Below are 13,599 nucleotides of genomic sequence, written 5' to 3'. Positions count from 1 at the left end.
GCGTCGTCAGTTCATGCGGCCTATCGAAGCGTGCTTGGGGTAGCTTCAGGTCGCTCATCTAGTTCACCGTCGGCCTTCCAGCCTCTAAACGTTTGAGAAGCCAGCGAGCTGTCACTACGACCAGCTGTAGCCGGAACATCGCATCGTGCTGCGTCGATATGCCTGGATGCGCACCATCAGGATGCAGGAGCTTCGCAAGGCCAGGGAGAAACGTCTGCCCATTGCCGTCGCCGAATTCGTGTTTCTCGCGAGAGAGGAAACCGTGCTTCGCCAGTAGTTGCCGTTTCGACAACCCACCGGGCAAAGGCGCAGCCTTGTCGGGAAAGAGCAGATCGGCAATGCCATCAATTAGTGCTTCGAGGAAGGTGCGGCATTGGCTGTTTGCGGCTTCCCAGTCCTCTTGAGTGATGTTTTCCTTCGCGCTCGACAGGTGCGTCTGCGCGACATTCAGCCCATATCGCTCCAAGAGCTGATCAACTTCGCTCACCGCTTCCGGCAATGCGACGAAGCCCGGCATTGCTATCGTGATGCCTTTGATCACTACGTCGTCCCCGAACCTGCCAGCCGTGACCTGCTTCTGAAGGGCATAGCCATCGAGGTTCAGATAGCGTTCGAGCTTGTCCCAGAGCGGCAGATCCCCTCGATGCCCCGCTAGCTGGATTGCGGCATCGATCAAGGCAACCGACAAGGTCTTTGGCCCATAGTCGGTCTGGACGATATGAGCAGAATTGGAGACCGCAAACTTCTTGATGCTCAAGACGGTCTTCGCGATCGATCCACCGCTTTCGATGTGATCTGAAAGGCCATATTCCAACAATAGCCCCTCGATCTCGGCGTTGGTTTTAACGCATTCCAGCAAGTCGCAAGTGACGGCAATGGCGCCTCGACCAATTGAAGGAAGTCGCTGGTTCATGCCGACGCCTTTTTGCGTTTGGCTTTGGGCTTTTCAGCGCGAGCCGTGCGGATGCGCTCCAGCAGCTTGTCGGCCGGTTCGTCGGACGGATCCTGCGGCACGAGCTTGCCGGAGAAGGCTGCCTTGAGAACAGATTGGCGCAGCCCAGCTGATCTCTTCGCTTCAGCATTGCATGCGGACCGAACGTGATCGAGATTCGACAAAGTCTCGTTCACGATTCCCATCAGCTCCTCGCGTTCATCGTTCGGAGGTAACGGAACCGCAATCGAGCGAAGTTGCTCAAAGCTCAAGTGTGGACGCCCCGCACCGTAAATATGCTTTTCCAGCTGATCGCGTCCTGCACCCTTGCCTGAAAGATACAGTTCAACGAACCTGCTCAAGTCTGGCTCAACCAGCCGCATTAAAGCTACGCTCTGGCAAACATAGTGCTCATCGACATCGAGCGGGAAACGACAAACATCGCCGGTGTTCGCGCCGACGATGGTAATCAATAGATCATCCAAGCGAACTTGGCTGCGCACGGCATCAGGACTGCCCGGCGGTGGGTTCACAAGGAAGCGTTCGGTCAGATCAAAGCGCATGGGACGCACGTTCTGCGCCATGATGAATGTGCCGGTTCCTTCCCCGTAATACTGCTTCCAATCACGCGAGCCACTCGTCAGGTGTCCGAGAAGCTGATCCATGGATGCCCACACCCACCCAATCGGCAACTCCGGCAGACCGTCGGTGTCCGGCTCCACCGGCTCCATGTATTTGCCACGTCCCTGCCAGGTTCCGCGGCGGGTTTTCAGAATGCGGGCGAGCAGGTCTTTGCCGCTTTCCCTCGGCGGACCGTTGGCGTTGCGCCAGTCGGCGGTTAGGGTTCCGGTGACGGCGGCTTTCAGGACTGACTGGCGGTAGCGCGCGAGCAGGTTCTGCACCTCGCGTAGCGCCTCGTCGCCCTTGTCGAGCTCGGCGAACAGCGTCTCGATCTTTTCGACGATGCGCTCCTGTTCGAAAAGCGGAGCTACGGGTATCGCGTGATTGTTTAGGACTCGCTTTGTAATCGCACTGAAGGTTGTCCCCGTTCCCTGGGCGGCAAGGTCCTGCTCAGTGCGCTTGAACCAATACTCAACAAATCCGCGATCGATTAACGGTCGAATCGCCGCAAGACCACGTCCGATCGCGCAATGTTCTTTGGCAATGTTTGTAGGTCCCACGGGAGCTCGCACGGACATCAGAATGTCACCAGCCTTGGCCTCTCTTGTCGGCTTGGTGCACCATTTGACGACCGTCGGATATCGAGCCCCGAATTCAGCCTTTCCTTGGAAGAAGGGTAGCCCGCTCCCTTTTTGATTATACGACGAGGATGGGGGTGATTGACCGAAGATCGTCTCACAAACTTCGCTAATCGTGGACCATCCCCACTGCGCTGGAACCTCATCACCTTCCATCACGCCACCAGCGCTGTCTGAAGCTCATCAAGCGTCTCGGTGAAGCGCGGAGCGAAAAGTTCGCGCGCCTTCAGGATTCCGCCCTTGTCGGACAGGCCCGGCGCTTCCATGAAATCCTGCGGTGTGATTTCCGCATTGGCCGCGATGAAGCTTGCAATCCCGCGCAACCATTCCTCCTGTTCGGCTGTGTAATTGCGCCCCGCCTTCTTCTCGCGGCCGAGCCAGAGGTTGAAGCGTTGTTCGACCACGCTGGCAAAGGGTTCCAGCGTGTCCACCTGCCCTAGCGCAAAGCGGACCAGGCTGACCACCTCGGTCAGTTGCGCGTCCACCGGCGCGCCGCGCACCCGCTTTGCGTCCAGCCGCTTGTAGGCCTGCCAGACATTCGCGGTGGTGAGATAAGGCGGCTTCTCGGCCATCGCGATCACCAGTTCGCGTAGCCCCGCATAGGTTAGCTTCTGCCGCCCCAGCGGCTGGTTGTAGAGAATCTGCAAGGCAGTGAGCTCGTCGCGATTGTCGTCGATGAACTGCCGGAAGCTGGTGATCGTCTCTTCCGACCGCTTAAGATCGAAATCAGCGCTGATCACCGTATCGGTCGTGATCTCGTCGATTACGATATCGGTCTTCGCCTTGATGTCCTTCAGAAGATTGCGCACCGCCGGCTTGTCGAAGGGGCTGCAGGCGGCGTCGGCGAGCCGCTGGACAACGGCATCTTCTTGAACCTTCGACGCCATGGGCCCGTGTTCCGCGCTGATCGCCTGCTGCTGCTTGTCGGAGTCGATCGCGTCGAGCAGCGCATTCGCCAAGTCGCGCGGCCTGCTTCCGCCGGTAACGTCGGCGATGCGCCGCCGGTCCTCGTCCCCCAGCTTGCGATCGAGCGCCGCCAGACGCCCGGCGAGCGAGGACAGGGCATCCTCGTCCCGCCCGCCCATGGCGATTTGCTCCATCAGCTTCTCGAAACTGATGCCGCGCTTGCGCTCCAGCGGTTGGCTCGCATTCTTCTTGGTTTCCGACACGCCCACCGCGTCGATCAGGATGAAGCGAGTCTTGGTCTCGGCATCCGGCGTCACCGCCTTCAGATCGGCATCGGGGATCGTGCGCACCCCGCGACCCTTCATTTGCTCGTAATAGCCCTCCGACTTCACGTCGCGCATGAAGATCAGCACCTCGACAGGTTTAATGTCGGTGCCGGTCGCGATCATATCGACGGTGACGGCGATGCGCGGAAAGGGATCGACGCGGAACGCCTTGATAAGCTCCTTGGGGCTTTCACCGGTGTTGCGATAGGTGATCTTTTTGGCGAAATCGTTGCCCTCGCCGAACACCTCACGCACCTGATGCACGATCTCCTCGGCATGGGCATCGTCCTTGGCGAAAATCAGCGTCTTAGGCAGCCATTCGCCGGTGCGTCCGGGAAATAGCTCGGTGAACACCCGGTCCTTGTAGGTCTGGAGCACGGTGCGGATCTGGTTGGGGTTGACGACCGACCGGTCGAGGTCCTTGCCCGTATATTCGAGGTCGGCGTCCAGCTCTTCATACCGCACCTTGCGCGTGCGCTTGTCGCGCACTGGGACTGGGAAGCCCGGCTGGCCCTCCAGCGTGGCGCCCTCCTCGGTCACGCGGGTGCGAATGCGATAGACTTCGTAGCCAACGTTCACGCCGTCGGCGACCGATCGTTCATAGGGGTATTCGGCCACCAGGTTCTGGTTGAAGAAACCCAGCGTGTGCTTTGACGGCGTGGCGGTGAGACCGATGATCGTCGCGTCGAAATATTCGAGCACCTGCCGCCAGAGGCCGTAGATTGAGCGATGGCATTCGTCGGTGACAATGAAGTCGAACGTCTCGATCGGGATATCGGGATTGTATTCGACTGGCGGCTGCTCGGCACCGAGCCCATCCCACTTCTCAAAACCGGATTCCTCTTCGTCCTCAACGTCGAGCTCGCGCCCCCGCAGCATCGAGTAGAGCCGCTGGATCGTCGTGATGACAACCTTCGCGTCCGGGTCCAGCCGATGCGAATTCAGATGCTGCACGATGTAGGTGTCGGTGAACCGGTTCGCCGCGCCCGGCGGGTGGAAGTTCTGAAACTCCTTCAGCGTCTGGTCGCCTAGATTGTTGCGATCGACCAGGAACAGGATGCGTTTGGCCCCCGCTTCCTTGATCAACCGGTGCGAGAAGGAGCAGGCCGTGAAGGTCTTGCCGGCGCCGGTGGCAAGCTGGATGAGGGAACGCGGCCGGTCGTCCGCGAGCGATTTTTCGAGGCCGCGGATCGCATCGATCTGGCAATCCCGTAGACCAGTCTCATTGAGCGGCGGCATGGCGCGAAGGCGCTCGCGGAGCGTGTCCGGCTGCTGGAGCCACGAGAACAAAGTCTCCGGCTTGTGAAAGGCAAACAGACGGCGCGAGCGTGGCTTTGGGTCACGCAGATCCCGGAAGAAAGTCTCGTTGCCAGTGCTCTCGTAATCGTAGACGAGTATGTCTTTCCATCGCGCAAGCGATGGCGGCAGTGCGCTCATATATTTGTCGGACTGATCGGCAACGCCGCTGAGCGTCGCACCCGCTTTTTTGGCCTCGATCACGCCAGCCGCCTTACCGTCGACGAACAACAGATAGTCGCAAGCCCCGGAAGGAAGTGGGAACTCGCGCACGGCCACGCCGAGTGCAGCAGTCTTGTTTAGTTCGTCGCGATCCTGCAGCACCCAACCAGCCGCGCTCAGCAGCTGGTCAATCTGTTTACGCGCTAGTGCTTCACTCCCCGCCACGTCGTAGCTTTGCCTGCGAATGCGCTGATAGGCAACAGGGCGGCGCAATCCGAAGAAGGGGTGTTTGCCGCGAAAAGGATTACTGGTTCGAGTAAAGCTCATACCTGCTTACCAGTTTGCGCTAAGTTGATATCGGCGGCGATATCCAAACATGAACATCACCGCCTAGGTGATTTAACCCACTATCGATAAGTTGCGAGCTGCAACTTCACGCACCTGATGCTCAGGTGCGTGAAGGCAGGTTTCTCGCGGCGTCGGTCGACATCATGTGTAGGCCCCAGAACACGCGCGCGCTCGTTCTCTCATCAAAGATGCTTTTTGACGCTCAACCCAAACGTCTTCGAGGTGGCAACATGCGTCAACTTGTAGCAATCACCAATCGCTATAGGGCGGCCAAATAGACTCATCTTCACCCGGCGGAATGATCTTCCAGCCGTCCTCCCGATTATATGTGCCGATCCCGGAAGCCTCGATCTTCAGCGCCTCCTTTATTTCATCTCGGAACGGGTCTTCACCTCGGTTGATGATTTCATACTCGGACAGTTCCACAGGCGGTTCTAGAGATTCCCCATTAGCAATGCGCCAAAGCGAGACGAGCTCAAGAGCCTTCTGCTTACTTCGAGCGAATACCGGCACGACGCGATGGTCTTTGTTGCGTGTGAAAAACAGCTTCATGTCAGATCACTTTCTTTTTGTTGACAGTGATCAGAGTATATTTGGTTCAGAATGCGATTGCGGGTGGCAAAGAGTGGGAAAGCGGGTCGCGGGTCACGAGCGTCGAAGCCATTCAATTAGACTGGTAAGTCGTCGAGGTATGAGGAAGCGAAGCGAGACCAGAGAGCGTGAGAAGTGCTAGCTTGGCTCAAGCTGATCGATCTTAACCCGGAGATCAGACAATTTTGCATAGACCTGCATACCGCGCGAAACACGCCCTCGTATACCGTTCAATAGCCGGTGCCATTGACCGTAACGGCTCGCATTCAGGCACCAATTGAGCGAGCCTAGAGGATTGGCTGAGGCCCCGACCGTGCTGCTCATAAAGACGGCATCCGCTTGGTTATAGGAGCTTTTATCGGACGCTTTCTCAGCCCGCGGAAAAAGGAGCTCAACCCATCGCTTCAGCCACTCCGAGGTGGCAGAGCCCTATCTACTCCGCAGTGGATAGTCGCTTGCCCATTTCAGCCTCTCATTCTCTCCGCATGTGTGTGACCTAGCATGCATCTGCTGGTCAAAATCTCTTTCATTTTCTCTGCTCTCAAAACCTAGATAGGTTGCAATTAAAAACCTTTGAACAAAAAAGCAGCGCTTTCCATATACCGTAGGTATATATTATATATATATTTACCTACGTACGTACACGTAGCGCTTGTACGCGCGCGCGAGGCTGACTCATGGAACTGCTGCCGGCGTTAGTGCGGTCTCCATCGGTAACGGGCTCGGGTTGGGGTCGGCAAATTACCGGAACCGAAAGCAGAGTGGCGGCAGACGTGATCTGAACTTGGGGTCAAGCGCACGGCGACGCGGTTCTCGATTGCGGCGCGGTCCATAACTTCGGCATTCTCGGCACGAGAACGCACCCTAGAGCGCCGAAATCGTCTTTTCGCGCCTCGGCCAGCCAATTTTGAAAAAACCGGCTCTAGCACGGCTTCTCGTCCAAATTTCGCTCAGCCACCTGCTAGTTTGCCTTGCCACAGCTCCAAACATCCTGGCGACCGTTGAGAATAATCAGTCAATTAGGGCATTCGAGCCTAGCCTCCTTTCGACGCATCGCGCCGTCTCACCCACCCTTGGAACCCAATTCAGCGCACCTCTGGCGGTGGCGGTATTCGACCAACCGCAGCGCTGGGCGAGCCTGCTGGCCATTCAAACGCCTGATGATCGATCAACTGCTTAAGTCCCGAAATTCGACACCAAGTGTCCTCAAGGCGTTCAAGGCCTTGCTCGAAATGCCCCGCGCTTGCATGCGCGGGAATGATTGTCGCAAAATTTCGACCGCGTGGAGTTCGTGCACGGATAGCCAGCGCCTCCTTGGTCGTCGATCTGAAACGACCTCTCGCATCACTGCTCTTTGATCATCGTTCAGGGTCGCCAGCTTGTCGCCGAGCACAGCCTCGAGCTCCTGAGCGAGACTGTCCGCGACGGAGAAGCCTCCCTCCTCTGCCAACAGATGCCACGACACATCTGGATGGCGCTGCACGACGACCGCACGCAGAAAGGACGCCTCATCAAGCTGCAGGTGATACGCTAATTCTGGCACCCGATCGATCGGAATCGGAATTCGGCCGTTCGCCATGTGACTCATCACAACGGACGATTTGTATCCCATCAACTTGGCGATCTGGCGGAGGCTGAGATCGCGCTCCTCTCTTGCGCGAGCTATACCTTCAGCGAGTATCCGTGCTGCCGAGGTTGCGGCATGTGGAAAGTCATTCGACATTGTTTGTGCGTGCCAGCTTTAACGCATGCGTGTCAATCAGCTTGCAAAAGCGCGATGCGTATGATATTTGATATTCATGCATGTCATAAATGACGCGCCTCTTGTTGATCAACCGATTGCAAAATTAAGAGAGAAAAATTGAAGCGTAAAACTTACCGAATAGCCGAGGTGGTTGAGGCATTGGGGCTCAGCCGAACCACCATTTACATACTCATAGGTGAGGGAAAACTGGACCGCATCAAAATCGGAGCCAGCACACTCATCGCTGCTGAATCGATCGACCGCTTGCTTCAGCGTCCTGTCGGGTAGGAGAGGCCCAATGCCGTTAACAGTCAGAACTATCGAGAGCGCAAAGTCAGGGCCCAAACAGCGGAAATTAGCGGATGAGAAGGGCCTGTATCTTTTGATCAACCCCAGCGGATCAAAACGTTGGCACCCGAAATATCGCATCGATGGGAGAGAGAAGAAGATCAGCTTCGGCCCGTATCCAGAGGTCAGCCTGAAAGAGGCCCGCGAAAAGCGAGACGCCGCGAGGGCGACAATTTCTGACGGGGTGGATCCTTCCCAGCAGCGCCAGGCACGCAAATTGAGGAAGAGACTTTCAGCAGCGAACAGTTTCGCTGCCGTTGCGAGGGAGTTCATTGCCAAGCGCGCCGCGGATGGCGACAAAGCGATCTGCGAAACTACGCGAAGCAAAACGGAATGGTTGCTATCGCTGGTCGAACCTGAACTGGGCAAGATTGCGATCGATCAGATCAAGGCACCAATGTTACTCTCAGTGCTTCAGGAAATTCAAGGATCTGGACGGAGAGAGACCGCCATTCGGCTTCGCTCGTTTTGCGGTAGGGTATTCGACTACGCAATCGCGACTGGTCGGGCCGAGCATAATCCTGCCCCCTCGTTGAGGCGGGCACTCTACACTCCAAGAGTTCGGCATCACCCCGCAATTATCGATCGAGGTGCCTTGGGAGAGCTACTGAGGGCAATCGACAGTTACGGCGGTCAGGTGTCTACACTAGGAGCCCTTCGGCTTTCCCCTCATCTCTTCCAGCGTCCCGGGGAGGTGCGGGCTATGAAGTGGGAAAATATCGACCTAGCCAACGAGATCTGGACGATCCCCTCCGCAGAAACAAAGATGCGAAGGGAACACCGAGTGCCGCTCTCTCGTCAAGCGCGAGGCCTCATTCGTTCTATGCGCGGAGTGACCGATCACAGCAGGTATGTGTTTCCGAGTTTCAACCCGAAGAAACCTCTGTCGGAGAACGCAGTCAATGGCGCTCTACGGAGGATGGGCTACGCTGGGGTGATGACGGCTCACGGATTTCGGACCACGGCGAGTTCGATGCTCAACGAGAGCAGCCGCTGGAACCCTGACGCAATCGAACGGGCGCTTGCCCATCAGGACGGCAACGCGGTTAGAGCGGCCTACAATCGATCCGCTTATTGGGACGAACGTGTGGAGATGATGCAGTGGTGGTCCGATGAACTGGACGCAATCAAGGAACGCAACGTCGGGGCAGCGTAATAACTGAAGACAGCAAGAGCGTTCAACTCACCGCAGACCTCTTCGGTTTTTATGCAATTTTTAGCCGTGCGCTGTCTTTAGCGCCGCGCATTTTCATGGGCGACCGCCGTAACGCGGTCGCATGACAGACGCAGCCCAGACCGCTTCAACCTTGGACCAAATTAGCGCGACTCAAACCACGTCGCCGAAGATGCGCAACTCGCGCCTCGCGCTGTTGACTCTGGGCGCCATCGGTGTGGTTTACGGCGACATCGGCACCAGCCCGCTATACGCCTTTCGCGAAGCCCTGGGACAGATGGATGGGGCGTCGGTTGGGCGGCCGGAAATCCTCGGGGTTTTGAGCCTCGCGCTGTGGGCGCTCATCATCGTCGTGACGCTTAAATACGTTATCTTCCTGACGCGCGCAGATAACCATGGCGAGGGCGGCGTGCTCTCGATTATGGCGTTGGCAAATGGCGAGCGCGGACGACATCTTGCGATAGTGACCGTGCTGGGTGCGGCCGGGGCTGCACTGTTTTACGGCGATGCAATCATCACTCCTGCGCTGTCCGTGTTGTCGTCGGTGGAGGGTCTGCGTTCGGTCGCCGCGATCGAGCCGCTAATCACGCCCACCGTGGTGCTGGCCATGGCGCTCGGCATCCTCATTGCGCTCTTCGCCGTGCAGTCTCGCGGCACCGCGAAGGTGGCCGGCCTGTTTGGTCCGATCTGCGTAATCTGGTTCGCCACGCTCGCCGCGATGGGCGTCGCCCATATCGCCGACAACCCCGCCATCCTCAATGCGATCAACCCGCTTTGGGGCGTGCGTTTTCTGACGAGCCACGGCACAACCGGGCTGTTTGTCCTGGGCGCGGTGTTCCTGACGGTAACCGGCGCCGAGGCGCTCGTCGCGGACATGGGACATTTCGGGCGCGGCGCGATTCAGCTGGGCTGGCTGAGCTTTGTCTGGCCGGCGCTGACGCTCAACTATCTTGGTCAGGGCGCGATGGCGCTGAGCGCGCTCGCCGCGGCGCAGTCCGCCGGGCAGCCCTTCGCCAATGCCGACTGGTTCTTCAACATGCCGCCGGAGGCCCTGCGTGCGCCGCTCGTCGTGCTGGCCACGGTGGCGACGATCATTGCCAGCCAGGCGGTGATCACAGGCGCCTATTCGATTACTAGCCAAGCGATCGCGCTGGGTCTGCTGCCGCGCATGCGCATCCGGCAGACCTCGCACGAGGAGCGCGGACAAATCTACATGCCGGCGATCAATTGGTTGTTGCTGATCGGCGTGGTCACACTAGTGATGGCGTTCCAGTCAAGTTCGGCGCTGGCCGCCGCCTACGGCATCGCAGTGACGGGAACGATGGTAGTCACAACAATCCTCGCCGGTTTCGTGCTGGTGCGGACCTGGAAGTGGATGACGGCTGCGATGCTGGCGGTGATCCTGCCTTTCCTGATAATCGATCTTATATTCTTCGGCGCTAACATCCTGCGTGTGGCGGAGGGCGGCTGGGTTCCGCTGGCCGTAGCCGCGCTGGTGGGCTTCGCGGTCGCCTGCTGGACAACCGGGCAGAGGGCGGCGGCACGGGCGGCGCGCGCGCGCGCGATCCCGCTGGAGGATTTCGCCGCCGCGATCGCCGCGCGTCCGCCGCAGACCGTGGAGGGAACGGCGGTCTATCTGACGAAGGACGACAGCGAAGCCCCGCCAGCCTTGCTGCACAGCCTGAAGCACGGGAAGGTGATCCATCGCCGCAACCTGGTGCTTTCGCTCGCCACCGCCGAAACCCCGACTGTGCCGGAAAACTTACGGCTGCGGCTGACACCGATCAATGAGAACTTCACGCGCGGCACGCTTACCTACGGCTATATGGACCGGGTCGATCTGCCGAGCGATCTGGGGCGCAAATGGGACGGGATGCAGGCGCTCGGCGGCATGAGTTTCTATCTCGGCCGCAACAGCTTGCGTAGGGCCAGGCGCTCGCGCATTCCGGCTTGGATGATGCCGATCTATGCTTTTCTCCACCGCAACGCCGCCAACCCGTTCGCCTCGATGAGTATCCCCGCAAACCGCGTGGTTGAGATGGGCGCGCAGGTGGAGCTGTGAGCGCCTCCGGTCGCGTCCTCGCCGAATGCGCGCTAGCCTCTGCGGGCCTCGCAGCGATCGTGGCGCTCGGCCATTTCGGGTTGATGGGGCTGAACATCACCGGCACCGCGCTGCTGATGCTGCTGCCGGTGCTATGGGTCGCCTCGCGGACCGACGCAGCGGTCGGCGCGGGTATGGCGCTGCTGGCGTCGATCGCGCTCAATTTTTTCCTGCTGCCCCCGCTCTATACCTTTACGATCGATGGGCCGACCTATGTCGTCATCTTCATCGTGTTCGTCGCGGTGGCGCTGGTAACCGGGGCGTTCGCGGCGGGCCTTCGTGCACGGCGCAACGAGGCTGCGGCGCGGGCAGAGGACAGCGAGTTCGAAACCTTATTCCTCGCCGAGATAGCGCTCGCCACTGACCGGAGGGACCTGGACCGGCGCGCGGCCGCGTTTCTCGCCCGCCATTATGGCGACGCCCGTATTTTCACGCGCGACCGGCTCGCCGCACAGGAAACCGGCCTGTCCCCGCTCGACGCTTCGGCGGCGATTTGGTCGCTGGACCACGAGGCGGTGACGGGCCATGCCAGCGAGGTGATGCCCGGCGCCGACTTCCGATTTCTTTCCTTCGGCCGCAACGGCGACGATGTTCTTGCGATCCCCGAGGCCGCGCTCGCAAATGGCCAGTCGGACGGCGCGCTCGGCCGGATCGCAGGTCATTGGGGCCAAGCCCGTGATCATCTGGACGCGCAAGCGGAACGGCAGCGCCGCGAGGAGTCCGAACTGCGCGAGCGCACCCGACGCGCCATGCTGGCCGCGCTCGGCCATGATTTTCGCACGCCGCTGACGGTTCTCAAGGAAGGAATAACGCAATTGCCCGGCGCGCAGGAAGCCGGCCTGACTGCGGAGGTCGAGCGGCTGCGAACGTTGGGCGAAAACTTGCTCGCGTCCGCGCGCCTCGACGCCGGCATTCCCTTGGCGCTCGAACCGGTCGACCTGGTCGATCCGCTTTCCGAACTGGAGCGACGGCATGCGCAGGGTGGTTCGCCGGTCGTCGTGGAGGTGGATATCCCTGCAGACCTGCCGCTGGTGCGTGCGGAGCCCGTGATGCTGGCACATCTACTCGGCAATATCATTGACAACGCCGTGCGCCATGCGGAGCGCCGCGTCGCGATCACCTGCCGGGCAGAGGGCGGTTCGGTTACCCTGCGCATTGCTGACGACGGCCCCGGCGTTTCGCCCAATCTGGGCATGACGATCTTCGAACCTTTTGTCACGAGCCGCATCGAAGCGCGCGGGTCGGGGCTGGGGCTCGCCATCGCGCGCGACTTGGCTAAGGCAATGGCCGCCGACCTGTCGCTGGAGCCGCCGAGCGAGGACGCCGGCGCCGTCTTCCTTCTCCGCCTCCCCATCGCAGGACGAAACGGAGAGGTCGCGTGAGCCGGCCCATTCTCGTGATCGACGACGAGTCAGCGATCCGGCGTTTGCTCGGTGCGGTGCTGGAGCGGGGCGGGCTAAAAGCTCTTGAGGCGGCGAATGGCCGCGAAGCGCTCGCACTGCTGCACCGCGATCCGCTGGCCGCGATCGTCGACCTGCGGCTGCCCGATATCGATGGGCTGGAACTTATTCCCCGCATTGCCGAAGTGGGCATTCCTGTGCTTGTGCTGTCGGCAGAGCTCGACACGGCTGAGAAGGTGGCAGCGCTCGATCTCGGCGCGGATGACTATGTCACCAAGCCCTTCGACGGTGACGAATTATTGGCGCGGCTACGCGTCCTGCTGCGCCGCACCGGGGCACCGGTCGACGGCATCCTGCGTCACGGCCCGATCACGATCGACGGCGCACGCCACCGCGCCAGCCTGAACGACTCCCCGATCGCGCTCACCCCGCGCGAATTCGCTCTGCTCGAAGTGCTAGTCGAGGGCGGAGGGCGCATCCGCACCCACGCGGCGCTGCTCGAAAAAGTCTGGGGAAAGGCGCACGTCCACGACATCGATTATCTGCGCGTCGCCATCCGTGCCCTGCGCGCGAAGATCGAAACCAACCCCTCGCATCCGAAGCTGGTGTTGAACGAACCCGGCATAGGGTATCGCTTGGCCGAGTGAACGATCTACCCAAAAAAAGGGGTGATGAAGCGACGGTGTGCTATCTGGATGCGATTGAGGAATAGCGAGGCGGGAGCCCAACCTATTTGATTGCACAAATTCTACGGCTGAAAACGGCCCCCAAACAAGCCCCCAATCGCAGTGAATTCAGACGAACGTCCGCAACCAACCGCGAACGCTACCTAACAGATTTTTGGATTATTTACAGCACGTTGCCGCACGTTAGCGCACATGCTCAAACTAGTCCCTGGTGCCCAGAAGAGGACTCGAACCTCCACGACCATACGGTCACCAGCACCTGAAGCTGGCGCGTCTACCAATTCCGCCATCTGGGCTGATCACGGGAAGGCGCGTCCTACCGTCTGG

10 protein-coding genes and 1 tRNA gene are annotated in these 13,599 nt (G+C 59.7%); 5 read left to right on the top strand and 6 right to left on the bottom strand.

Annotation, left to right across the window (positions count from 1 at the left end):
* Positions 1 to 58: 58 nt before the first annotated feature.
* From I6A82_RS05790 to I6A82_RS05770, 5 genes are all read right to left on the bottom strand, one after another.
* Complete coding sequence (locus tag I6A82_RS05790) at positions 59 to 913, bottom strand: hypothetical protein (protein ID WP_198094114.1); 855 nt, start codon at positions 911 to 913, stop codon at positions 59 to 61.
* Complete coding sequence (locus I6A82_RS05785) at positions 910 to 2,346, bottom strand: restriction endonuclease subunit S (protein ID WP_232343552.1); 1,437 nt, start codon at positions 2,344 to 2,346, stop codon at positions 910 to 912. The genes I6A82_RS05790 and I6A82_RS05785 overlap by 4 nt, the downstream gene beginning before the upstream one ends.
* A complete protein-coding gene (locus I6A82_RS05780) occupies positions 2,346 to 5,105 on the bottom strand; it encodes a type I restriction endonuclease subunit R (protein ID WP_332310935.1) in 2,760 nt (919 codons plus the stop codon). The genes I6A82_RS05785 and I6A82_RS05780 overlap by 1 nt, the downstream gene beginning before the upstream one ends.
* 372 nt (positions 5,106 to 5,477) lie before the next feature.
* Positions 5,478 to 5,780 carry a hypothetical protein gene (locus tag I6A82_RS05775; RefSeq protein WP_198094112.1) on the bottom strand — a complete coding sequence of 101 codons (303 nt, stop codon included), beginning with the start codon at positions 5,778 to 5,780 and terminating at the stop codon, positions 5,478 to 5,480.
* 1,207 nt (positions 5,781 to 6,987) lie between these two features.
* Positions 6,988 to 7,542 (bottom strand): helix-turn-helix domain-containing protein, encoded by a 555-nt coding sequence (locus I6A82_RS05770; protein ID WP_198094111.1) that lies wholly within the window; start codon positions 7,540 to 7,542, stop codon positions 6,988 to 6,990.
* 138 nt (positions 7,543 to 7,680) lie between these two features.
* On the opposite strand from I6A82_RS05770, the gene I6A82_RS05765 reads away from it, so the two are divergent.
* The 5 genes from I6A82_RS05765 (at position 7,681) to I6A82_RS05745 (ending at position 13,233) form a co-directional block, all read left to right on the top strand.
* Entirely contained in the window at positions 7,681 to 7,851 is a 171-nt protein-coding gene (locus tag I6A82_RS05765; protein WP_198094110.1) for a helix-turn-helix domain-containing protein, read from the top strand.
* A gap of 10 nt (positions 7,852 to 7,861) precedes the next feature.
* A complete protein-coding gene (locus tag I6A82_RS05760) occupies positions 7,862 to 9,067 on the top strand; it encodes a tyrosine-type recombinase/integrase (protein ID WP_198094109.1) in 1,206 nt (401 codons plus the stop codon).
* A 190-nt stretch (positions 9,068 to 9,257) separates the two neighbouring features.
* Positions 9,258 to 11,147: a potassium transporter Kup gene (locus I6A82_RS05755; protein ID WP_232343311.1), complete on the top strand. Its 1,890-nt coding sequence runs from the start codon at positions 9,258 to 9,260 to the stop codon at positions 11,145 to 11,147.
* Positions 11,144 to 12,568: an ATP-binding protein gene (locus tag I6A82_RS14690; RefSeq protein ID WP_332310934.1), complete on the top strand. Its 1,425-nt coding sequence runs from the start codon at positions 11,144 to 11,146 to the stop codon at positions 12,566 to 12,568. The genes I6A82_RS05755 and I6A82_RS14690 overlap by 4 nt, the downstream gene beginning before the upstream one ends.
* A complete protein-coding gene (locus I6A82_RS05745) occupies positions 12,565 to 13,233 on the top strand; it encodes a response regulator transcription factor (RefSeq protein ID WP_198094106.1) in 669 nt (222 codons plus the stop codon). Before I6A82_RS14690 ends, I6A82_RS05745 begins: the two co-directional genes overlap by 4 nt.
* 248 nt (positions 13,234 to 13,481) lie before the next feature.
* Here the strand turns inward: I6A82_RS05745 and I6A82_RS05740 are convergent.
* Positions 13,482 to 13,568 (bottom strand) — tRNA-Leu (locus I6A82_RS05740).
* Positions 13,569 to 13,599 lie beyond the last annotated feature (31 nt).

The organism is Novosphingopyxis sp. YJ-S2-01, assembly GCF_016093175.1.
GTDB lineage: Bacteria > Pseudomonadota > Alphaproteobacteria > Sphingomonadales > Sphingomonadaceae > Novosphingopyxis > Novosphingopyxis iocasae.
The sequence above is the reverse complement of the archived record's forward strand: the minus strand, read 5'-3'. Positions and strand labels throughout refer to the sequence as shown.